At 73.6% G+C, this 21579-nt stretch carries 19 protein-coding genes; 14 read left to right on the forward strand and 5 right to left on the reverse strand.

Annotated features, from left to right (window positions below; genetic code table 11):
* Positions 1-55: 55 nt before the first annotated feature.
* Positions 56-1330, reverse strand: a complete 1275-nt coding sequence (locus OG310_RS27355) for a DUF1015 domain-containing protein (RefSeq protein WP_329458517.1) — start codon at positions 1328-1330, stop codon at positions 56-58.
* A 70-nt stretch (positions 1331-1400) separates the two neighbouring features.
* Here OG310_RS27355 and OG310_RS27360 point away from each other — a divergent pair, with 70 nt between their 5' ends.
* The 4 genes from OG310_RS27360 (at position 1401) to OG310_RS27375 (ending at position 5814) form a co-directional block, all read left to right on the forward strand.
* Complete coding sequence (locus OG310_RS27360; RefSeq protein WP_329458518.1) at positions 1401-2504, forward strand: HAD hydrolase-like protein; 1104 nt, start codon at positions 1401-1403, stop codon at positions 2502-2504.
* 180 nt (positions 2505-2684) lie between these two features.
* Positions 2685-3737, forward strand: coding sequence for a FecCD family ABC transporter permease (locus OG310_RS27365; protein WP_329458519.1), 1053 nt, complete (start codon positions 2685-2687; stop codon positions 3735-3737).
* Between the two features lie 116 nt (positions 3738-3853).
* Positions 3854-4849 carry a FecCD family ABC transporter permease gene (locus OG310_RS27370; protein WP_443078738.1) on the forward strand — a complete coding sequence of 332 codons (996 nt, stop codon included), beginning with the start codon at positions 3854-3856 and terminating at the stop codon, positions 4847-4849.
* Positions 4850-4974: 125 nt separating this feature from the next.
* Positions 4975-5814, forward strand: coding sequence for an ABC transporter ATP-binding protein (locus OG310_RS27375; protein ID WP_329458520.1), 840 nt, complete (start codon positions 4975-4977; stop codon positions 5812-5814).
* Here OG310_RS27375 and OG310_RS27380 read toward each other — a convergent pair.
* A complete protein-coding gene (locus tag OG310_RS27380) occupies positions 5803-6153 on the reverse strand; it encodes a sterol-binding protein (RefSeq protein WP_329458521.1) in 351 nt (116 codons plus the stop codon). The two genes, OG310_RS27375 and OG310_RS27380, sit on opposite strands and share 12 nt — an antisense overlap.
* A 159-nt stretch (positions 6154-6312) precedes the next feature.
* Here OG310_RS27380 and OG310_RS27385 point away from each other — a divergent pair, with 159 nt between their 5' ends.
* The 6 genes from OG310_RS27385 to OG310_RS27410 all read left to right on the forward strand — a co-directional run bounded on the left by OG310_RS27385 (position 6313) and on the right by OG310_RS27410 (position 12140).
* Positions 6313-6624, forward strand: a complete 312-nt coding sequence (locus OG310_RS27385) for a hypothetical protein (RefSeq protein ID WP_329460412.1) — start codon at positions 6313-6315, stop codon at positions 6622-6624.
* Between the two features lie 7 nt (positions 6625-6631).
* Positions 6632-7447, forward strand: a complete 816-nt coding sequence (locus tag OG310_RS27390; protein ID WP_329458522.1) for a TlyA family RNA methyltransferase — start codon at positions 6632-6634, stop codon at positions 7445-7447.
* Entirely contained in the window at positions 7444-8373 is a 930-nt protein-coding gene (locus OG310_RS27395; RefSeq protein WP_329458523.1) for an NAD kinase, read from the forward strand. The genes OG310_RS27390 and OG310_RS27395 overlap by 4 nt, the downstream gene beginning before the upstream one ends.
* A gap of 47 nt (positions 8374-8420) precedes the next feature.
* A complete protein-coding gene (gene recN / locus OG310_RS27400) occupies positions 8421-10157 on the forward strand; it encodes a DNA repair protein RecN (protein WP_329458524.1) in 1737 nt (578 codons plus the stop codon).
* A gap of 240 nt (positions 10158-10397) precedes the next feature.
* Entirely contained in the window at positions 10398-10961 is a 564-nt protein-coding gene (locus tag OG310_RS27405; protein WP_329458525.1) for a hypothetical protein, read from the forward strand.
* 84 nt (positions 10962-11045) lie between these two features.
* Entirely contained in the window at positions 11046-12140 is a 1095-nt protein-coding gene (locus tag OG310_RS27410) for a glycosyltransferase family 4 protein (protein ID WP_329458526.1), read from the forward strand.
* 55 nt (positions 12141-12195) lie between these two features.
* On the opposite strand, the gene OG310_RS27415 is transcribed toward OG310_RS27410, so the two are convergent.
* Complete coding sequence (locus tag OG310_RS27415; RefSeq protein ID WP_329458527.1) at positions 12196-13833, reverse strand: PucR family transcriptional regulator; 1638 nt, start codon at positions 13831-13833, stop codon at positions 12196-12198.
* 264 nt (positions 13834-14097) lie between these two features.
* Here OG310_RS27415 and OG310_RS27420 point away from each other — a divergent pair, with 264 nt between their 5' ends.
* The gene (locus OG310_RS27420) at positions 14098-14544 is read left to right on the forward strand and encodes a nitroreductase family deazaflavin-dependent oxidoreductase (protein WP_329458528.1); all 447 of its coding nucleotides are present in this window, start codon (positions 14098-14100) and stop codon (positions 14542-14544) included.
* Between the two features lie 372 nt (positions 14545-14916).
* Here OG310_RS27420 and OG310_RS27425 read toward each other — a convergent pair whose 3' ends face one another.
* Entirely contained in the window at positions 14917-15507 is a 591-nt protein-coding gene (locus OG310_RS27425; protein WP_329458529.1) for a TetR/AcrR family transcriptional regulator, read from the reverse strand.
* Positions 15508-15604: 97 nt separating this feature from the next.
* On the opposite strand from OG310_RS27425, the gene OG310_RS27430 reads away from it, so the two are divergent.
* Positions 15605-16330 carry an SDR family oxidoreductase gene (locus tag OG310_RS27430; protein ID WP_329458530.1) on the forward strand — a complete coding sequence of 242 codons (726 nt, stop codon included), beginning with the start codon at positions 15605-15607 and terminating at the stop codon, positions 16328-16330.
* Positions 16331-16802: 472 nt separating this feature from the next.
* Here the strand turns inward: OG310_RS27430 and OG310_RS27435 are convergent, their stop codons facing one another.
* A complete protein-coding gene (locus tag OG310_RS27435; protein WP_329460413.1) occupies positions 16803-18611 on the reverse strand; it encodes a glycoside hydrolase family 15 protein in 1809 nt (602 codons plus the stop codon).
* Positions 18612-18991: 380 nt separating this feature from the next.
* On the opposite strand from OG310_RS27435, the gene OG310_RS27440 reads away from it, so the two are divergent.
* Complete coding sequence (locus OG310_RS27440; protein ID WP_329458531.1) at positions 18992-20656, forward strand: CTP synthase; 1665 nt, start codon at positions 18992-18994, stop codon at positions 20654-20656.
* 121 nt (positions 20657-20777) lie between these two features.
* Positions 20778-21404 (forward strand): NUDIX hydrolase, encoded by a 627-nt coding sequence (locus OG310_RS27445; protein WP_329458532.1) that lies wholly within the window; start codon positions 20778-20780, stop codon positions 21402-21404.
* The last annotated feature ends 175 nt before the right edge of the window (positions 21405-21579 follow it).

A 21579-nucleotide genomic window follows, 5' to 3' on the forward strand; every position in this document is an offset into this window, starting at 1 on the left:
GCTCGTACAGGCCGGACACTGCGGCGGGCCGGACACTGCCGGCCGGGCTGCCGGCTCAGGCCGGATCGAGTGTGCGCAGCACCAGACCGGTCGCCGGCTTCGGGCCGAACGACGTGGACTTGCGCGGCATCGTCACGCCCTGCCGCGCCAGCTCCCGCACGACCTCCTCGCGTACCGGGTGCAGCAGGACCGCCGTGCCCCCGTCCTGCTCCGCCTTGCGGACGGCGGCCTCCGTGTCGTGGATGTAGGAGATGTGGTCCGGCGCGTCCGGCACCCGCCACACCGTGTCCAGCAGGGCGCTGTGCAGCACCGTCGCGTCCAGCCGCCGCCAGGCCTGCGGGCGGTCGGAGCGCACCGTGCGGGCCAGCAGAGCGGGGTCCGGGTGATCGGCGAGGTGGAAACGACCGTCGCCCGCGAGCAGGAAGGCGTTGCCCTCCGCCGTCGCCGCGGCCAGGGCCTCCAGGGCCTCGGGCAGTGTGCCGGGGAGCGTGCGTACCCGGCAGACACCGTCGAGCGCCGCCACCGCCGTCGCCACCGGCAGGCCGTGCAGCAGACGGTGGATCGCCCGTACGCGCAGTGGATAGCGTGCCGTGTCCACCAGCAGCACGAGACCGTAGGCCCAGGGTCCCGCGCCCTCGTGCTCCTCGCGCAGCCGCAGGTACGTCGCCCAGCGGTGGTGCCCGTCGGCGATCAGCGCCTGGTGGCGTGCGAGACCGTGGCTGATCGCGGCCTGCTCGGCGGGGTCGGTGACCGACCACAGCCGGTGCGCGAAGCCGTCCTCCGTGGTCGTCGCGAGCAGCGGGGCGCGCTCCCGAACACGGTCGAGGACGGCCGCGGTCTCGTCGGCGTCCTCGCCCTGGTAGGTGAGCAGCAGCGGTTCCAGATTGGTCGCCGTGGTCCGCATGAGGTCGGCGCGGTCCTCGACGATGTCGTCCATCACGTCCTCGTGGGGGAGCACCACGCCGTCCGCCGGCGGGGACAGGGCGAGGGCCCCGATCACTCCGCGCTGGAGGATGCCGTCGCCGTACTGCTCGTAGACGTACAGCGCCGGTTCGGGGTCCGCGGCGAGCACGCCGTCGGCGAGCCAGCGTTCCAGGGTCCGCGCGGCCTGCCGGTGCCGGCTCGCGGGGGTGGGTCCCTGAGGGAGGATCAGCCGGACGATGTTGTGCGGATCCGCCGACTCCAGGTGGTGCAGCCCGTCGGGGCGTACCACGACGTCGTACGGCGGTGAGGTCACGGCGGACAGGCCGGTCACCAGCCCGGGGACGTAGCGCACGCCCCGGAACGCCGTGAGCCGCAGCCCCTTCCCGCCCGGACCTGTCATGTTCATCAGTGCATCGTATGTGCGCGGGGGCCATGAGCGATGATCGGGTGAGCAGCCGGAGCAAGGAGTACGAGCGATGAGTCAGCGGAACAGGACCAGGCCCGGCGGCAGCGCGACCGCCCTGAGCGCGGCGTACGACACGGCGCTGCTCGACCTGGACGGAGTCGTGTACACGGGCGGTGACGCGGTGGAGCACGCCGTGGACGCGCTCGCGGCGGCGCGCGGGACGGGCATGCGGCTCGCGTACGTCACCAACAACGCGCTGAGGCCGCCGGAGGCCGTCGCGGAGCACCTGACGGAGCTCGGTGTGCCCGCCGGGGCCGAGGACGTGATCACCTCCGCGCAGGCCGTGGCCCGGCTGATCGCGGACCAGTTGCCCGAGGGCTCGAAGGTGCTGGTGATCGGCGGCGAGGGGTTGCGGCTCGCGCTGCGCGAGCGGGGTCTCGTCCCGGTGGACTCCGCGCAGGACGGCCCGGCCGCGGTGGCGCAGGGCTACGGCGGTCCCGACATGGTGTGGCGGCGTTTCTGGGAGGCGTGCGCGGCGATCAACGCCGGAGCGCCGTGGTTCGCCTCCAACACGGATCTGACCATTCCGAGCCCGCGCGGCATCGTGCCGGGCAACGGCGCGGCCGTGGAGGTCGTACGGATCGCCACGGGGGCCGAGCCGCAGGTCGCGGGCAAGCCGCTGCCGCCGATGCACCGGGAGACCGTCCTGCGGACCGGCGCGCGTCGGCCGCTCGTGGTGGGGGACCGGCTGGACACCGACATCGAGGGCGCGTTCAACGGTGACGTGGACTCCCTGCTGGTCCTGACCGGCGTGACGGACGCCCGAAAGCTCCTGGCGGCGGAGCCCCGGCACCGTCCGACGTATGTGGACGCGGACCTGCGGGGCCTGCTGACCGGGCAGCCCGAGGTCGTCGACGCGCAGGACGGCGCGTTCCGGTGCGGCCGGTGGACGGCCTCGGTGAGCGCCGGCGCGCTCGTCCTCGACGACGACGGCGGGGAGGACGAGCGCGGGGACGGTGACGCTACGGGCGGGACGGACGGGCGGGCCGGTCAGGATCGCGACCGCGAGGCGATGGACGGGCTGCGCGCGCTGTGCGCCGCGGCCTGGACCCACGCGGGCGACGGCGCCTGCGACCTCGACCCGGCCAAGGCGCTGGAGCGGCTGGGTCAGTAGGCGGTGTGTGCCTGCGGGCGGCTGTGCCCCTCGCCGCGGCAGGTTCTGCCGTGCGGGGCGGTGCGGTGGATCGTGGGTGAGCGGGCAGAGGGCGGGGAGGGTGCCGCGGGGGCCCGCGTGCCGGACTCCGGCGTACACACCCCGTCGAGACGGACAACAGGATAGGCTAGCCTAACCTTCGTGTTGGTCGAGAGCCCCCCAGAACAGAGTGGTGCGCCGGTCGCCGCCGCGCCGCCCCGCGGACGGCGGGCGGTGCGCGGCGCGGGTCTGGCCGCCGCCGTCGTCCTGCTGGCGGCCGTGTGCGTCGCGAGTGTCGCCGTCGGCGCCAAATCCATGCCGATCGGCGATGTCTGGCATGGATTGTTCGCGTCCACCGGCGGTCGCAACGACATCATCGTCAGCGAGGTCCGCGTCCCGCGCACGGTGCTCGGCCTGCTCGCGGGCGTCGCGCTCGGTCTCGCGGGTGCGGTGATGCAGGCGCTCACCCGCAACCCCCTCGCCGAGCCCGGTCTGCTCGGGGTCAACGCGGGCGCGGCCGCGGCCGTCGTCTCGGCCATCAGCTTCCTCGGCGTCAACTCCTTCACCGGGTACGTGTGGTTCGCGTTCCTGGGCGCCGCCGTCGTCTCCGCCGCCGTGTACGTGCTGGGCGGCAGCCGCAGCGCGACACCCGTACGGCTCGCTCTCGCCGGTACGGCGGCCAGCGCGGCGCTCTACGGGTACGTCAACGCGGTGCAGCTGCTCAACACCGCGGCCCTCGACCAGATCCGGTTCTGGACGGTCGGGTCGCTCGCCTCCGCCGACATGTCGACCATCCGGAAGATGTGGCCGTTCATCGCCGCCGGGACCGTGCTCTCCCTGCTGATCGCGCGGCCGCTCAACGCCATGGAGATGGGTGACGACACCGCCCGCGCGCTCGGCGCCCACCTCACCCGTACCCGCGTCCTCGCGATGGCGGCCGTGACGCTGCTGTGCGGCGCGGCGACCGCCGCCTGCGGCCCGATCGTCTTCGTCGGCCTGATGGTGCCTCACCTGGTGCGCGGTATCACCGGGCCGGACATGCGCTGGATCCTGCCGTACGCGGCGGTCCTCGCGCCCGTCCTGCTGCTCGGCTCGGACGTCGTCGGCCGGGTCGTGGCACGGCCCTCCGAGGTCCAGGTGGGCATCGTCACCGCGCTGATCGGCGGGCCGGTCTTCATCTATCTCGTACGGCGCAGGAAGATGGTGAAGCTGTGACCGGGCCCGTTCCCACCCCGTCCTCCTCACGGGACGCCTCCGGGCCGGACCCGGCCGGATCCGCCCCTCGCCCTCGCGGGGTTCGGGCCCTGCGCACACCGGGCGGTCTCGTGTCCGTGCGCGTCGAGATCAGGGCCGCGCTCGTCCTGCTGCTGCTGGCAGCCGCCGCACTCCTCGCGGGGGTGATCGTCATCGGCAGCGGCGACTACCCGATGTCGCCCGCCACCGTGCTGAGCACCCTGACCGGTGGCGGCACCACCGCGCAGGAGTTCATCGTCCAGGACCTCCGGCTGCCGCGCGCCCTCGTCGGGCTGCTCGTCGGTGCCGCACTGGGCATCGGCGGCGCGGTCTTCCAGTCCGTCACCCGCAACCCGCTCGGCAGCCCCGACGTCATCGGGTTCGGCCAGGGCGCCACGGTCGGCGCGCTCGCCGCGATCGTCCTCTTCCACGGCGGGGCCGCGGGGACCGCGGCCGGCGCCGTCGTCGGCGGGCTCGTCACCGGCGCCGGCATCTACCTGCTGGCGTGGAGGCGGGGCGTGCACGGCTACCGGCTCGTCCTCGTCGGCATCGGCGTCGCCGCGATGCTCACGGCCGTCTCCCAGTACCTCATCACCAAGGCCGACATCGTCGACGCGACCCGCGCCGTGCTGTGGATGACGGGGACCCTCGACGGCTCCGACTGGGGTCAGGTGTGGCCGCTCCTCGCCATCAGCGCGGTCCTCGTCCCGCTGATCCTCGGGCACGGCAGGCGGCTGCGGATGATGGAGATGGGCGACGACGCGGCGTACGCGCTCGGTGTGCCCGTCCAGCGCACCCGCATCCTGCTGATGGCGTGCGCGGTGCTGCTGGTCGCCGCCTCGGCCGCGGCGGCGGGACCCATCACCTTCGTCTCGCTCAGCGCGCCCCAGCTCGCCCGCAGGATCACGCGTGCGCCGGGCCCCAACCTCGCCGCGTCGGCGGCGATGGGCGCGGTGCTGCTGTGCGCCGCCGACCTGCTGGCCACGCACGCCTTCGGCAGCACCCAGCTGCCCGCCGGTGTGGTCACCGCCGTGGTCGGCGGCCTCTACCTGCTCTGGCTGCTGATCACGGAGCGCAAGGCGGGCCGGATATGAAGCGCCGGTCCTTGACCCCGGCGCCCGGCTCCGGCGCCCACCGGCCCGACCAGCCCCACCCGCCCGCTCAAGCCGCCAGGCCCGCCCGGCCCGGCGGGCACCCCGAGCCCTCCAGGAGTACGACGATGCAGCGCCTCACCGCGGAGTCCGTGACCCTCGGCTACGACCACCGGGTCATCTCCCGTGACCTCTCCCTGGAGATACCCGACCATTCCTTCACCGTCGTCGTCGGCCCCAACGCCTGCGGCAAGTCGACGCTGCTGCGTGCCCTGTCACGGATGCTCAGGCCGCAGGAGGGCCGGGTCCTGCTCGACGGGTCGGCGATCCACACCATGCCGGCGAAGAAGGTGGCCAAGACGCTCGGCCTGCTGCCGCAGTCGTCCACAGCCCCCGACGGCATCACCGTCGCCGACCTGGTCGCGCGGGGCCGCTACCCGCACCAGGGCCTGTTGCGGCAGTGGTCCCCCGAGGACGAACGGGTCGTGCACGAGTCGATGGCGGCCACGCGCATCGCCGAACTCGCCGAGCGGTACGTGGACGAGCTGTCCGGCGGCCAGCGCCAGCGCGTGTGGATCGCCATGGCGCTCGCGCAGCAGACACCGCTGCTGCTGCTCGACGAGCCCACTACCTTCCTGGACATCCAGCACCAGATCGATGTGCTCGACCTGTGCGCGGAACTGCACGAGACGCAGGGCCGTACGCTCGTCGCCGTCCTGCACGACCTCAATCACGCCGCCCGCTACGCGACGCATCTGATCGCGATGCGGGACGGGAAGGTCGTCGCGGAGGGTGCGCCCGCGGATGTCGTCACCGCGCCGCTCGTCGAGCGGGTGTTCGGGCTGCGCTGCCAGGTCATCGACGATCCGGAGACCGGCACCCCGCTGGTCGTGCCGGCGGCGCGGCGGGCGCGCGCGGCAGCGGCCCAGGAGCCCCGGCGGGCCGGGGCCGCCTCGCTACAGCAGTGACCGCAGGCGCAGCAGGTCGAGAAAGGCCGCCTCGAACCTGACCCGGCCGGAGCCCCACGCCGCGGCGAAGTTCAGCCGCCCCTGAACCAGTGCCACCAGGTCGTCACCGGCCATGGCGAGTCTGATCTGCGCGCGGTTCGCCGGCGCTCCGTCCTGCACGGCCTCGTCGACCTCGATCGTGCCGCGCCGCAGCCGCCCCGTGAACGTGATGTCGAGGTCCGTGATGTGGCAGCTCAGCGAGCGGTCGAGGTCCGCGGCCCCGCGCACGTCGCCGTTCGCGCCCGCGAGGCTCTCCGCGAGCCGGTCGAGCGCGCTCCTGCACTCCTGCGAGGTCGCCATGGTGATCGACGGTACCCGAGCCGATCGCGGTAGCGTTCCGCCATGAGCGAGATGATCCCCGGCCCCGGCCCCCAGGACCCGGTGCGCCACGGCGGTCCCGGTGCCCCGGGGCGCCCCGGCCCAGGGCCCGTACCGCCGCCCGTACCGTCCGACGGGGCGCTGGGGAGCGGGGCCGCGGGGGCCGCGTCGCGCGCGGGGGTCCCGCAACCCGGTGGCGCCGCGGAGGCCCCGGACGCGGCAGGCCCGCAGCGCCGCGCGGCGGAGCCCGGTGGGCCCGCCCCTCTCGGTGTGGAGCGCGCGTCGACCGGCGAACCGCGGGTCGACGCCCGGCTCGCCCGTCTCGCCGACGCCGACCACCTCCCCACCGACGGGCATATCGAGGTGTACGAGGATGTTCACCAGGGGCTGCGTGACGCGCTCAGTGCGCTGGACGCCCGCCCCGCACCACCCGTGTACGACCACAGGAGCTGAAACCCACGTGGCAGGACTGGCCCGCCGACGTCTCGACGCCGAGTTGGTACGGCGAGAGCTGGCGCGCTCGCGCGAACACGCTTCCCAGCTCATCGCCGCCGGCCGCGTCACCGTCGGCGGCATGACCGCGACGAAGCCGGCGACCCAGGTCGAGACCAGCGCGGCCGTCGTCGTCACCGAGGACACGGCCGACCCCGGGTACGCCTCGCGCGGCGGCCACAAGCTGGCCGGCGCGCTCGCCGTGTTCGGCCCGCTCGGACTCGCCGTCGAGGGGCGCCGGGCGCTCGACGCGGGGGCGTCCACCGGCGGCTTCACCGACGTGCTGCTGCGCTCCGGGGCCGCCCACGTGATCGCTGTCGACGTCGGGTACGGCCAGCTCGTGTGGGCGCTCCAGAACGACGAGCGGGTGACGGTCATGGACCGCACGAACGTGCGAGAGCTGACGCTCGACGCGATCGGGGGGATCCCCGTCGACCTCGTCGTGGGCGACCTGTCCTTCATCCCGCTGGGCCTGGTACTGCCCGCCCTCGCGGCCTGTGCGGCGCCCGGCGCCGACCTGGTGCTGATGGTGAAGCCGCAGTTCGAGGTCGGCAAGGAGCGCCTCGGCAGTGGCGGGGTCGTCCGCAGCCCCGGGCTGCGGACCGAGGCGGTGACGGGCGTCGCGCGGCGCGCGGCGGGCCTCGGACTGGGCGTACGGGGCGTCACGGCGAGCCCGTTGCCCGGGCCTTCCGGCAATGTCGAGTACTTCCTGTGGCTGCGGGCGGACGCGCCCCCGCTCGACCCGGCAGACGCGGAACGCGCGGTTTCGGAGGGACCCCAGTGACCGCTTCGGCACAGGGCCGGGCGTCGGAGCCCGGCCGTACGGTCTTCCTGCTCGCGCACACCGGCAGAGCCGCCGCCGTGCGCAGCGCGGAACTCGTCGTCAACGCGCTGGTGGCCAACGGCATCGGCGTACGGGTACTGCGGGCCGAGGCGGCGGACCTGCCGCCGCTGCCCGCCTCCGTGCGCACCGTCGAGGACGCCACGCCCGACGTCCTGGACGGTTGCGAACTGCTGATCGTCCTCGGCGGCGACGGGACGCTGCTGCGAGGCGCGGCCTTCGCCCGCGCCTCCGGCGTGCCCATGCTCGGCGTCAACCTGGGCCGCGTCGGCTTCCTCGCCGAGGCGGAGCGCGACGACCTCGCGCGCGTCGTGGACCGGGTCGTCGGCCGCTCGTACGACGTCGAGGAGCGGATGACGATCGACGTCGTCGTGCACAACAACGGCGACATAGTGCACACGGACTGGGCGCTCAACGAGGCAGCCGTGCAGAAGGTGTCGCCCGAGCGCATGCTGGAGGTCGTCCTGGAGATCGACGGCCGTCCGGTCACCGGCTTCGGCTGCGACGGCATCGTCTGCGCGACCCCGACCGGCTCGACGGCGTACGCGTTCTCGGCGGGCGGGCCCGTCGTCTGGCCGGACGTCGAAGCCCTCCTGATGGTCCCGATCAGCGCGCACGCGCTGTTCGCCAAGCCACTCGTCACCTCACCGACCACGGTCCTGGCCGTGGAGGTGCAGGCGGACGGGCCCCACGGGGTCCTGTGGTGCGACGGCCGCAGGACCGTCGAGCTGCCCGCGGGCGCGCGCGTGGAGGTGCGGCGTGGCGCCGTGCCGGTCCGGCTCGCGCGGCTGCACCACGCGTCGTTCACGGACCGGCTGGTCGCGAAATTCGCACTCCCGGTCTCCGGGTGGCGGGGCGCGCCGAGCTGACGCGGGACCCGTGACGTGGCGGTCGCGGGCCCCCACCTCGTATGGTCATGACCGTGTTGGAGGAAATGCGGATACGGTCGCTCGGTGTCATCGACGACGCCGTGGTCGAGCTGTCGCCCGGCTTCACGGCCGTGACGGGTGAGACCGGCGCCGGTAAGACCATGGTCGTCACCAGCCTCGCGCTGCTGCTCGGCGGGCGTGCCGACGCCGGGCTCGTACGGATCGGCGCCAAGGCCGCCGTCGTGGAGGGCCGGCTCAGACTGCCGCCCGGCGACCCGGTCTCGGCCCGGGCCGAGGAGGCGGGCGCGGAACTGGACGACGGTGCGCTGCTGATCAGCAGAACCGTCTCCGCCGAAGGGCGCTCCCGGGCGCACCTCGGGGGCAGATCCGTGCCGGTGGGGCTGCTCGGCGAACTCGCCGACGACCTCGTCGCCGTGCACGGCCAGACCGACCAGCAGGGGCTGCTGCGCCCGGCCCGGCAGCGCGGCGCGCTCGACCGCTACGCGGGCGGCGCGGTGTCCGTACCGCACGAGAAGTACCTCGGCGCGTACCGGCGGCTGCGGGACGTCGCCGCGGAGCTGGACGAACTGACCACCCGGGCCCGCGAGCGGGCCCAGGAGGCCGACCTGCTGCGCTTCGGGCTCGGCGAGATCGCCGCCGTGGAACCCGTCGCGGGCGAGGACACGGAGCTCTCGGCGGAGGCCGAGCGGCTCGGCAACGCGGAGGCGCTCGCGTCCGCCGCGTCCGTCGCGCACGCCGCGCTGGCTGGCGTGCCGGAGGACCCGGAGGCCGTCGACGCGACGACGCTCGTCGGGGCGGCCGGCCGCGCCCTGGACGCCGTACGCGCACACGACCCCGTCCTCGGCGCACTCGCCGAACGGATGGGGGAGCTGTCCATCCTGCTCACCGACGTGGCGGGCGAACTCGCGGGATACGCCGACAACCTGGACGCGGACCCGTTGCGGCTCGCGGCGGTCGAGGAACGGCGGGCCGCTCTGACCTCGCTCACCAGGAAGTACGGCGCGGACATCACGGCTGTCCTCGCCTGGGCCGAGACGAGCGCGGCGCGGCTGACCGAGCTGGAGGGGGACGACGACCGGATCGGCGAACTGGCGGCCGAACGCGACGTGCTGCGCGACGAACTGTCCGGACTCGCCCAGGCCCTCACCGACGCCCGCGCGGAGGCCGCCGAGCGGTTCGCGGCGGCCGTCACCGAGGAGCTGGCGTCGCTGGCGATGCCGCACGCGCGGGTGTCCTTCGCGATCAGCCAGGTGCCGGCCGAGGACGGCATCGAGGTCGACGGGCGCACGGTCGCGTACGGAGCGCACGGGGCGGACGAGGTGGAGCTGCTGCTCGCCCCGCACCCCGGCGCCCAGCCCCGGCCCATCGCGCGCGGCGCGTCCGGCGGTGAGCTGTCGCGGGTCATGCTCGCGGTGGAGGTCGTGTTCGCGGGCTCCGACCCGGTGCCCACGTACCTCTTCGACGAGGTCGACGCGGGCGTCGGCGGCAAGGCCGCCGTGGAGGTGGGCCGGCGCCTCGCCAAGCTCGCCAGGTCGGCGCAGGTCGTGGTGGTCACGCACCTGCCCCAGGTGGCGGCCTTCGCGGACCGGCAGTTGCTGGTGGAGAAGACGAACGACGGGTCGGTCACGCGGTCCGGGGTCACGGTGCTGGAGGGCGAGGACCGGGTGCGGGAACTGTCCCGGATGCTCGCGGGCCAGTCCGACTCGTCCTCGGCCAGGGCCCACGCGGAGGAACTCCTGGCGGCCGCGCGGGACGACGCGTAACGCGGGGACGGGATCCGGGACGCCGGGCCCGGGCACATCCTGCCGGGACCGGCGGGCGCCGTGACGGACAGGCGCCGGGACGGCCAGGTGTCGAGAGGGACCGGCCGCGGGACGGACCCGACGCCGCCCACCACCGCCACGGCCGTCCCGGGCCGGCGGACTTCGGGGCCGGCCCCGGGCGATCGCCCGCGGCGGGGCCCGGGAGCGGTCCCCGGCCCCGGGGTTCGTACAGTGACGTCCATGGTCGTCGCGCGTGTGCCCCGCAGCCTTGCCCTGGGAGTGTCGTACGGGCTCTCCCGGGTCTTCGGGCAGGCCCTGCCGGGGGCCCTCGCCGCGGGCGCCGTGGACCCGGCCGCCGGGGCCGCGGTCGTGGGCGCCGCGCTAGCGCCCCGCGTGCCGGGGGCGCTCGTCGCCGGCGCCGTCGTCGCCGGGGTGCTCATGAAGCGGCGGCCACTCGACCGGGCGCTCGCCGCCGTCGTCATCGCCGGAGCCGCCCACTGCGTGCGCCTCGTGGACCGCCGGCCCGGCCGGGCGGTGCTGGCCACCGCCGCGTTCGCCGCGCCCGGCCTGCTGCGGCGGGACGGGGCGCTCGCCGCGGTGCCGCTCGGCGCGGCCTGCGCCGTCGTGGTGGACGACCTCGCCGAGGAGAGCACCCTCGGCGCGAGCGGCGCGTACGCGCTCGGCGCGGCCCTCGGCGTGGCGGTCGTCGCGACCAACGGGCGGTTCGGACTTGCCGCGCACGCCCTGGGAGCCGCGGCCGGGACGGCGTACGGTGAGTGGTCCGCCCTTCACCCGAACGGGTGATCCGGTCGGCAGGGTGGCGGGCCGGCGAGCTGGCATCCTTGAGAGCGATTCCGCATCCGATCTCGAACCCGGGAGTCCCGACAGGTGGCACCGCTGCGTACGGTCCAGGTGCTCGGCGGCGGCAGCGCCGGCAGCAGCGCGCACGTCAGGTCCCTCGCGGGGGGACTGGTCGCCCGCGGTGTACGGGTGACGGTGTGCGCGCCCGACGACGTCGAGCGGGCCTACGACTTCCACGCCTGCGGTGCCCGGCACCTCCCTGTGCCGCGCCGCGGTGATCCGGTGTCGGTGGCAGCGCTGCGCGCCGCCTGCGCGGGGGCCGACGTCGTGCACGCGCACGGGCTGCACGCGGCGGCCAGGACCGCCTTCGCCCTCGGCGGCCGGCCCGTGCCGCTGGTCGTCACCTGGCACACCCGCGCGGTCGGGGACGGCGCTCGCGGAGCGCTTGCCGGGTTGCTGGAGCGAAGGGCCCTGCGCGCGGCGTCCGTGGTGTTCGCGACCTCGTCCGACCTGGTCGACACGGCCCGCTCCCGGGGCGCCCGTGACGTGCGGCTCGCGCCGCTCGCCGTGCCGGCCCCGCGGCCGCCGGGCGCGATGGGCGCCGACAGCAAGGCGCGCGCCGAACTCGGCGCCGTGGAGCGGCCCCTGGTGATGGCGGTCGGCAGCCTCGTGCCGGAGCGTGGCCACGACGTCCTGCTGGACGCGGTGGCGTTGTGGCGCACGCACGGCCTCGACCCGCTGCCGCTTGTGGTTGTCGCGGGCGAGGGACGCCAGCGGGCGGCCCTCCAACGCCGCGTCGACCGCGAGGACTTGCCGGTCCTCTTCCTCGGCAGCCGCGAGGACGTCGCCGATCTGCTCGCCGCCGCCGACGTGGCCGTGCTGCCCAGTCGCTGGGAGTCCCGTTCCCTGCTCGCCCAGGAGGCCCTGCGGATCGGGGTGCCGCTCGTCGCCACCGCCGTGGGCGGTGTGCCCGAACTGGTGGGCCGCGCCGCGGAGCTCGTACCGTACGGAGACCCCGGGGCCCTGTCCGTGGCGCTGATGCGGCTGCTCGCCGACCCGGGGCGGCGGGCCGAACTCGCGGGCGCCGGGCGGGCGCAGGCCGCGACCTGGCCCACCGAGGACGAGACGGTCACCCAGGTCCTCAGCGTCTACGACGAACTGGTCCACCCGCTCGGCGCGTAGCCGCTTCCCGGCGCCCGCGCGGGGGCTGCGCGCCCCCGGACCGGCTCGGGGTCCGTCAGGGCGTGTGGGGGCGCGCCCGCAGGGCCAGGCTCAGCGTCAGCACGGTCCCCGGGTCGTCCAGGTCGCGGCCCAGCAACTCCCCGATACGCGCGAGCCTGTTGTAGAGGGTCTGCCGGTTCAGGTGCAGCGCGCGGGCCGTCTCCGCCTTGCGGCCCGCGTGGGCGAGGTAGGTCTCCAGCGTCGCCAGCAGCGCGGGCCGCGCGGTCCTGTCGTGCGCCAGCAGCGGGCCGATCGCGCGCTCCACGAAGGCCGCCAGGTCCGGGTGTTCGCGCAGCCGCCACAGCAGCAGGTCGATGTCGAGTCCGCGCGCGTCGTACCAGAGCCGGTCACCGGGCCCGTGCGCCGCCGCGGCCGTCTGAGCCGCGTGGCGCAGCCCCGCGCCCGCCGCCGCCCAGCCGCCCGCCATGCCGACGACGACCACCGGAGGAGCGGAGCCCGTCCGTTCCAGGCCCGCCCGCTCGACCCCGGCGCGCAGCGCCGTCGCGACCCGGTCCGCCACCGCCGCGCGCTCCGGCTCCGCGCGCAGTCCCAGCAGCAGCGGCACCCGGCCCTCCACCGGCCGCACCCCGAGCAGCACCGGCACACCCACGGAGGTGAGTTCCTCCAGCACGGCCCGCGCCAGCACCGCCCAGTTGCCGGACGGGGCCGGCTCCGGGGCGAGCCGCATCACCACCGGCAGCAGCGGCCCCGCGCCCGGCCGGAAGCCGAGCACCCCGGCCCGGCCCGGAGCGTCCTCGGGCCGGACGCGGCCCTCCGCGAGGTCCGTGAGGAAATCGCCCCTGCCGCGTGCCGCGAGCTCCTCCTCCAGGCGTGCCTGCATCAGCACCACCGCCAGGGTGCCCGCCGCCCGCTCGGCCGCCAGCCGGTGCACCTGGGTGAGCGGCGCCGACACGGCCGGCATCACCAGGCGCGCCCGTACGGCCCCGGTGCCCTGCCCGCCGCCCGCCACGTCCACCAGTACCGATCCGGCGGGCGGGCCCGACCTGCGGGCCGCCGGCGCGCCCCGCAGGCTCTGCCAGACGTCCAGCGGGGCGGCGGCCGGCGTGGCACCCGGCGCGGTCCCCGGCGCCGCCGCGTACAGCAACTGCCCCTCGGCACTCTCCAGGAAGACGGGCCCGGCGCGGAAGTCCGCGAGGATCCGCAGGACCCGGGGGATGCCGCCGCCCCCGAGGAGCGCCTGCGTACAGCGGCGGTGCACCTCCTCCGCCTGCCGCAGCAGCGCGTAGTGGCTGTTGACGATCTCGGTGTGCACCTCCTCCGTCACCGACACGAACGCGACCTCGCGGTGCAGCTGCACGAGGGGGAGCCGCGCCGCGCGGGCCGTCTCGACCAAGGTCTCCGGCAGCCGCTCGAAGCGCGCTCCGAGCTCCACCACCAGCGCGGCGATGCCGCGTTCCGCGAGGCGCCGCACGAACGCGCGCTGATCGGCCGGGCGGGTGCCGAGCCCGAGCCCCGTCGTCAGCAGCAGCTCACCGCCCTTGAGGAGCGAGGCGATGTTCGGCACCTCACCCGCGTGCACCCAGCGCACCGTACGGTCGAGATGCTCGGCGCCCACGACGACTTCGGGCAGGCCGCCGCGCAGTCCCGGCAGGTCCAGAGCCTGCCGTACGGTGATGCCGCCCTGAGCCTCCATGCCGGGACCCTACCCGCGGGCCCGCGGGTGGGGACATCCCCCTCGGGCGCCCGGCGCGGAACGCCCGATGCGGTATCCGAGCGTGCGTGCCGGGCGCCCGTCCGGACGTCCCGGGTCCGTCCGGACGCCCCAGGCAGCGGGCCTCCGTCCCACCGCGGTGCCTGCCCGGTGAATCATGGAGCCGGTACATCCGACCGAGGGTCCGAGGCAGCCGGCAAGCAGGTCCGCCGCCGTGCGTCCCTCCGCCAGTGGAACGAGAACGACATGCCTCTCAGCGGCACCTACCAGCCGAGCCCGGACCGGTTCGCGAGCGACCAGGTCGCGTTGTACGAGAGCTCAGGGGGCACGGCGGGAACGACGCTCCAGGGCAGGCCCGTGATCATCCTCACCAGCCTCGGCGCCAGGAGCGGCAAGATCCGCAAGACCCCGCTGATGCGGGTGGAGCACGCAGGGACGTACGCCGTGGTGGCCTCGCAGGGCGGTGCGCCCCAGCACCCCACCTGGTACCACAACCTGGTCGCGCATCCGGGGGCCGAGCTCCAGGACGGCGCGGTGCGCCAGGACGTGACGGCCCGCAGGGCCGAGGGCGAGGAGCGGGACCTGTGGTGGTCCCGCGCGGTCGAGGCGTGGCCGGACTACGCCGAATACCAGACGCAGACGGACCGGGTGATCCCCGTCTTCGTGCTGGAGCCGGCGGCCGACGCCGGCTGACTCCGGGCGTCACGGGCGGGGCCGGCGGGGCCCTGCCCCCATACGAGGGGCGGCGAGGGCCACGGGAGGCGCGGCCCGGGCCGCTCCGGGGCGTGCGCACCGCAACCGCACGCACGCCCGTGGCCGTTCGATCCCCGGCCCCGTGAGCGGCCCCGGCCTCCTGCAGGTTCTCGTTCCCCATGTTCTCTGGCAGAGCCCTGACCAGTGGATTTCATGGTCATCTCACTCCGTGGCCACTGGTCGTCATCCACTGGCCGTGTCCGTTTCCTCATGCGGTGGTCGGGGCAGCGCACCGGCGGCAGCGCAGGGTCTCGACAGCGCCGTTATGGCGTGCAGTCCTCAAGCAGCGCTCATCCGTGCGCGGTCGTCGCGTCACGGGCGGGGCCGCGTGGCGAAGTCCGCCGCGCCCAGGCCGGCGGCGAGTTCGGCAACTGCCTCCCGGATGCGGGCCGGCAGGCCGATGGGGTCCGGCTGGTCGGTCCAGCGTTCGAACGCGGTGCGGAAGATGGCGACGCCGACCTCCGCGAGCAGCGTCGCCTCCGATGCGGCGGTGCCTCGGTCCCGCAACGCGTCCGCCACCGCGTCGGTCACGGCGGCGAACTTGGTGCGTCCCCGTTCCTGCAGCTCCGGGCTGGCCCGGACGACCGCGCGCCGTTGCGCGGCGAGCGGGGCCTGGCCGGCCAGCCCGCCGGCGACCTCCACGAGAGCGGTCAGGAGGGCCCCGAAGGACGAGAGGGTGTCGTCAGCGTTGCGGACGGAGCGGGCGAGGACCACCGGAAGTTGTTCGGATCCGGCAAACAGCACGTCCCGCTTGTCCGTGAAGTAACGGGAGAACGAGCGCCGGGTCAGCCCGGCCCGCTCGGTGATCTCCGTGACGGTGACGTTGTCGTACCCATGCTCAAGGAACAGCTCCAGCGCTGCCTCGCGGAGCCGGTCCTCGGCGCGTGATTCCCATCGCGGCATGGCCCCCATCATACCAGTGATGACTCAGTGAGCCATCATCACTGCTACGCTGACGACTCAGTGAGTCGTCACTGTTCGAGGCATAGGAGTACGCATCATGGCTCTTTCAGGCCAGCGCATCGTCATCATCGGCGGCAGTTCAGGGATGGGACTGGCCGCGGCCCGCGCCGCAGCCGCGGCCGGGGCGGCAGTCACGATCGCTTCGAGCGACCAGGGGCGTCTGACGGCCGCTCTCGCGGAGTTGCCGGACACCTGCGACGGGGCCGTCGTCAACACCCGCAACGAGGCTGACATCGCTGCCCTGTTCGCCCGCGTCGGCGAGCTCGACCACGTGGTTTACACAGCCGGTGACGCTGTGCGTCCGCAGCCGCTGGCAGACCTAAAGCTCGACGCCGCCCGGGAGCTGTTCGAGGTCCGCTTCTGGGGAGCCGTCGCCGCGGTCAAGCACGCGGCACGGCGCGTCCGGCCGGGAGGCTCGATCGTGCTGACGTCCGGGACGGTCGCTGTTCGCCCCGTACCCGGTGCGGCGCTCGCGGCCGGCGCCGCCGCCGCCACCGAGGGCCTGACGCGAGGGCTGGCTGCCGAGCTCGCCCCGATTCGCGTCAACGCGGTCCGGCCGGGAGCAATTCGGACGCCGCTGTGGGACCCGGTTCCGGAGCCGCAGCGTGCGGCGCTGTTCGCGGCCCTCGCCAATAAAACGCTCACCACGTCGATCGGGGAGGCGGACCAGATCGCCGCGGCACACCTGTACCTGATGGAGAACCGCTTCGTCACCGGAACCGTGCTCACCGTTGACGGAGGCGCCATCCTCGCCGGGAGCTAGGTGTATTGGCCCGTAGGGTCGTTCACGCGCGTGATGGGTGGCCGGCCGTTGGGTGCGGTGTGGCTGCGGTGGTGGTTGCAGGTGAGCGTGATGGGCTGGGCGACGATGTGCCGCACTTCGGGGTGAAGCCGGAGAACATCAGCCGCCCGAGCTCCATCCACGACGCGTAGATCCCATGATCGCCCACGGGGACCGACCAGTGGATGCCCGGGCAGTGCCGCTGCTCCCTGTGCCGGCGGAAGCGCTACGGCCGCCGAAACGCTGGGGTCCGGAGCCGGCCACGCACCCGGACGACGGCCGGGGCGGTCCTGCACACGAAGGGGGGAACCACTGGTCCACGGAGCATGATTTCCATCCCGTGGCCAATTGGCCACCAGGTGGCCATCGCCGATGGAAAGTGACCACGGGTCTGGAAACCCACCCACGCCCGTGGCCGTCCGATCCCCCGCCCCCGTGAGCGGCGCCGGCCACCTCAGCCGGAGTACGCCCCCGACGCGGTCAGCCGCAGGGCCGTGTCGATCAGGGGGACATGGCTGAACGCCTGCGGGAAGTTGCCCACCTGGCGCTGCCCCTGCGGGTCCCACTCCTCGGCGAGCAGCCCCAGGTCGTTGCGCAGGCTCAGCAGCTTCTCGAAGAGCCTGCGTGCCTCGTCCACCCGCCCGATCATGGCGAGGTCGTCGGCCAGCCAGAACGAGCAGGCGAGGAACGCCCCCTCGTCACCCGCCAGGCCGTCCAGGCCCGCCTCGCTGCCCGATGTCGGGTAGCGCATCACGAAGCCGTCCGGGGTGGACAGTTCGCGCTGGATCGCCTCGATCGTGCCGATGACGCGCTTGTCGTCCGGCGGCAGGAAGCCGACCTGCGGGATCAGCAGCAGGGACGCGTCCAGCTCCTGCGAGCCGTACGACTGCGTGAAGGTGTTGCGCTCGTGGTCGAAGCCCTTCTCGCACACGTCGCGGTGGATGTCGTCGCGCAGGTCGCGCCACTTGTCCAGCGGCCCGTCGGCGTCACCCGACTCCAGCAGTTTGATGGTCCGGTCCACGGCCACCCAGGCCATCACCTTCGAGTGCACGAAGTGGCGGCGCGGGCCGCGCACCTCCCAGATGCCCTCGTCGGGCTGGTGCCAGTGCGCCTCCAGGTAGCGGATCAGCTTGAGCTGGAGCACCGACGCGTAGTCGTTGCGCGCGAGGCCGGTCATGTGGGCCAGGTGGAGCGCCTCGGTGACCTCGCCGTACACGTCCAGCTGGAGCTGGTGCGCGGCGTTGTTCCCCACGCGTACGGGCGAGGAACCCTCGTACCCGGGGAGCCAGTCGAGTTCCGCCTCGCCCAACTCCCGCTCGCCGGCGATGCCGTACATGATCTGGAGGTTCTCCGGGTCGCCCGCGACGGCCCGCAGGAGCCACTCGCGCCAGGCGCGGGCCTCCTCGCGGTACCCGGTGCGCAGCAGCGAGGAGAGGGTGATCGCGGCGTCACGCAGCCAGGTGTAGCGGTAGTCCCAGTTGCGTACGCCCCCGATCTCCTCGGGCAGCGACGTCGTCGGCGCGGCGACGATGCCGCCGGTCGGCGCGTACGTCAGTGCCTTCAGCGTGATCAGTGAGCGGACCACGGCCTCCCGGTAGGGCCCGTGGTAGGTGCACTGGCCGACCCAGTCCCGCCAGAAGTCGACCGTCGCGTCGAGCGCCGCCTCGGGCTCCGGCAGGGCCGGCTGCTGGTGGTGCGAGGGCTGCCAGCTGATCGTGAAGGCGACCCGCTCGCCGGGGGAGACGGTGAAGTCGGAGTAGGTCGTCAGGTCCTTGCCGTACGTGTCCGCCGTGGTGTCCAGCCAGACCGAGTCCGGTCCGGCGACGGCGACCGTGCGCTCGCCCACCTTGTGCACCCAGGGGGTGACCCGTCCGTAGCTGAAGCGCATACGGAGCGTGGAGCGCATCGGCACGCGGCCGCTGATCCCCTCCACGACACGGATCAACTGCGGTGCCCCGTCGCGCGGGGGCATGAAATCGGTCACTCTGACCGTTCCACGAGAGGTGTCCCACTCCGATTCCAGGATCAGCGAGTCGCCGACGTAGCGGCGCCGCTGGGCCCGGGGCGGCTTGGAACCCGCAGGAAAAGCGGGTCCCAGTCGCCAGAAACCGTGTTCTTCGGTGCCGAGGAGGGCTGCGAACACGGCATGGGAGTCGAATCGGGGCAGGCACAGCCAGTCGACTGTGCCGTCCCGGCAGACCAGCGCGGCGGTCTGCATGTCTCCGATGAGTGCGTAATCCTCGATGCGCCCTGCCACGTGCATCTCCAGTCCAACGGCCACGTCGCCCCGTGGGGGCTCTTACTACGGTCAAGGGGTCGTTGACGAGCTCTTTTTCCGGGAATACGGGCTGGGGTGGTGCCGTTTGCCGGCCTGACTCGGCAGCGAATGTCCGAGCAGGATACGACGCACCCCGCCCTTCTGTGTCACGCCCACGGCACCATAGGTCCGATGAACGGCTGAGTCACGGCGGGGGAGGCCGGCGTCGGGTGTGACGAGTGGCCGGAAGCAGTCGCTCCCGGTCGCTGTTAGTCTGGTAGCCCGTGGACCGGTGGTCTCCCTCAGGCGTGAAATCCGCAGACAGGGCGCACCGAAGCCGCCGCGACGCCACCCCAGACCGCGACCACGGGAGCCCCCTCTTGGCCATGCCGAACCGATCCTCGACATCCTCGACGACCAAGCACATCTTCGTCACCGGCGGTGTTGCCTCCTCCCTCGGCAAGGGCCTCACCGCCTCCAGCCTCGGAGCGCTGCTCAAGGCGCGGGGTCTCAAGGTCACGATGCAGAAGCTGGACCCGTATCTGAACGTGGACCCCGGCACGATGAACCCGTTCCAGCACGGTGAGGTCTTCGTCACGGACGACGGTGCCGAGACGGACCTGGACGTCGGGCACTACGAGCGCTTCCTCGACGTCGAACTCGACGGCAGCGCCAACGTGACCACCGGGCAGGTCTACTCCACGGTGATCACCAAGGAGCGCCGCGGCGACTACCTCGGCGACACCGTGCAGGTCATCCCGCACATCACGAACGAGATCAAGCACCGCATCCGGCGGATGGCCACCGACGACGTCGACGTGGTCATCACCGAGGTCGGCGGCACCGTGGGGGACATCGAGTCCCAGCCGTTCCTGGAGACGGTCCGTCAGGTGCGGCACGAGGTCGGCCGCGACAACGTCTTCGTCGTGCACATCTCGCTGCTGCCCTACATCGGCCCGTCCGGCGAGCTGAAGACCAAGCCGACACAGCACTCGGTGGCGGCGCTGCGCAGTATCGGTATCCAGCCCGACGCGATCGTGCTGCGCGCGGACCGCGAGGTCCCGCTGCCCATCAAGCGCAAGATCTCGCTGATGTGCGACGTGGACGAGGCGGCCGTGGTCGCCGCGATCGACGCCAAGTCGATCTACGACATCCCCAAGGTGCTGCACGCCGAGGGCCTCGACGCGTATGTCGTGCGCAAGCTGGACCTGCCCTTCCGCGACGTGGACTGGAGGGTCTGGGACGACCTGCTGGACCGGGTGCACAACCCCGACCACGAGGTCACGATCGCGCTCGTCGGCAAGTACATCGACCTGCCGGACGCCTACCTGTCCGTGACGGAGGCCATGCGCGCGGGCGGGTTCGCCAACCGGGCGCGGGTCAATGTGAAGTGGGTGACCTCGGACGAGTGCAAGACGCCCGCGGGCGCCGCGCGCCAGCTCGCCGACGTGGACGGTGTGCTGATTCCCGGCGGATTCGGTGACCGGGGCGTCACGGGGAAGATCGGCGCCATCCAGTACGCGCGGGAGAATCGCATCCCGCTGCTCGGCATCTGCCTGGGCCTCCAGTGCATCGTCATCGAGGCGGCGCGCAACCTCGCGGAGATCCCGGACGCCAACTCCACCGAGTTCGACGCGGGCACCGCGCACCCGGTGATCTCCACGATGGAGGAGCAGCTGGCGTACGTGGAGGGCGCGGGCGACCTCGGCGGCACGATGCGGCTCGGGCTCTACCCGGCGAAGCTCGCCGAGGGCTCGCTGGTGCGCGAGGCGTACGCCGGCGAACCGTACGTCGAGGAGCGCCACCGGCACCGCTACGAGGTCAACAACACCTACCGTGCGGAGCTGGAGAAGAAGGCGGGTCTGGTGTTCTCCGGGACCTCGCCCGACAACAAGCTCGTCGAGTACGTGGAGTACCCGCGCAGCGTCCACCCGTACCTGGTCTCCACCCAGGCGCACCCGGAACTGCGTTCCCGTCCGACCCGGCCGCACCCGCTGTTCGCGGGTCTGGTCAAGGCCGCGGTCGCGCGCAAGCTCGGCACGGACAGCTAGCCGCGAGGTGACCCGCCGAGCGGCGGGTCACCGGGCGATACGGTGGAACCGGGGCGTACGGATCGGACAGATCCGGCGCCCCGGTTGTCCGTTTCACCGGCTACGTGTGGAGGGCCGTTTCATGACCGTCAAGGATGCCCACGAGGAGTGGCGGGTCACCGGGACCGCGAGGCCGTTCCGCGGCCACAAGACCAGCGTCCGCACGGACGAGGTGGTCATGCCGGACGGCGCGGTCGTCTCCCGTGACTACCAGGTGCACCCCGGCTCCGTCGCGATCCTCGCGCTCGACGACGACGGCCGGGTCGTCGTACTGCGCCAGTACCGCCATCCCGTACGGCACAAGCTGTGGGAGATCCCGGCCGGCCTGCTAGACGTCGAGGGCGAGAACCCGCTGCACGCGGCGCAGCGCGAGCTGTACGAGGAGGCCCACGTCAAGGCGGGGGACTGGCGGGTGCTCGTGGACATGTACACCTCGCCCGGCGGTTCCGACGAGGCGGTGCGCGTGTTCCTCGCGCGCGACCTCGGCGAGGCCGACGGGGAGCGCTTCGAGGTCTCCGAGGAGGAGGCCGACATGGAACTGGCGCGGGTCCCGCTGGGTGAGCTGGTGCGCGGTGTGCTCGCCGGCGATCTCCACAACAGCTGCCTCGCGGTGGGGGTCCTCGCCCTGACGGCCGCTCTCGCCGGCAGTGGCCCGGAGTCGCTGCGCCCGGCGGACGCCCCCTGGCCGGCCCGCCCGTTCACGTCCTGACGCCCCTCCTTGGCGGTGGCGGGCCGCGCCCGGTCCGGGCGCGGCCCGGGACCCGGCGACCGGGCATGGTGGTCGGACTATCGGTTGATCCGATCTGGTGATCCTCCGGGCACGCCCGCCGTTCGCGCCAGGCGAGGTCAACTAGGCTCTGGACGCCCGCGGGGCTCCGTGGGAC

Origin of the sequence: Streptomyces sp. NBC_01497, from assembly GCF_036250695.1 — a bacterium.
Lineage (GTDB): Bacteria > Actinomycetota > Actinomycetes > Streptomycetales > Streptomycetaceae > Streptomyces.

Bases quoted from the DNA above. Each gene is read 5' to 3' on its own strand.
- OG310_RS27375 (WP_329458520.1), top strand. From the start codon at position 4,975: ATGCAGCGCCTCACCGCGGAGTCCGTGACCCTCGGCTACGACCACCGG.
- OG310_RS27425 (WP_329458529.1), bottom strand. From the start codon at position 15,507: ATGCCGCGATGGGAATCACGCGCCGAGGACCGGCTCCGCGAGGCAGCG.
- OG310_RS27435 (WP_329460413.1), bottom strand. From the start codon at position 18,611: ATGCACGTGGCAGGGCGCATCGAGGATTACGCACTCATCGGAGACATG.
- OG310_RS27440 (WP_329458531.1), top strand. From the start codon at position 18,992: ATGCCGAACCGATCCTCGACATCCTCGACGACCAAGCACATCTTCGTC.
- OG310_RS27420 (WP_329458528.1), top strand. From the start codon at position 14,098: ATGCCTCTCAGCGGCACCTACCAGCCGAGCCCGGACCGGTTCGCGAGC.
- OG310_RS27430 (WP_329458530.1), top strand. From the start codon at position 15,605: ATGGCTCTTTCAGGCCAGCGCATCGTCATCATCGGCGGCAGTTCAGGG.
- OG310_RS27360 (WP_329458518.1), top strand. From the start codon at position 1,401: ATGAGTCAGCGGAACAGGACCAGGCCCGGCGGCAGCGCGACCGCCCTG.
- OG310_RS27355 (WP_329458517.1), bottom strand. From the start codon at position 1,330: ATGAACATGACAGGTCCGGGCGGGAAGGGGCTGCGGCTCACGGCGTTC.
- OG310_RS27380 (WP_329458521.1), bottom strand. From the start codon at position 6,153: ATGGCGACCTCGCAGGAGTGCAGGAGCGCGCTCGACCGGCTCGCGGAG.
- recN (WP_329458524.1), top strand. From the start codon at position 8,421: ATGACCGTGTTGGAGGAAATGCGGATACGGTCGCTCGGTGTCATCGAC.
- OG310_RS27405 (WP_329458525.1), top strand. From the start codon at position 10,398: ATGGTCGTCGCGCGTGTGCCCCGCAGCCTTGCCCTGGGAGTGTCGTAC.
- OG310_RS27415 (WP_329458527.1), bottom strand. From the start codon at position 13,833: ATGGAGGCTCAGGGCGGCATCACCGTACGGCAGGCTCTGGACCTGCCG.
- OG310_RS27445 (WP_329458532.1), top strand. From the start codon at position 20,778: ATGACCGTCAAGGATGCCCACGAGGAGTGGCGGGTCACCGGGACCGCG.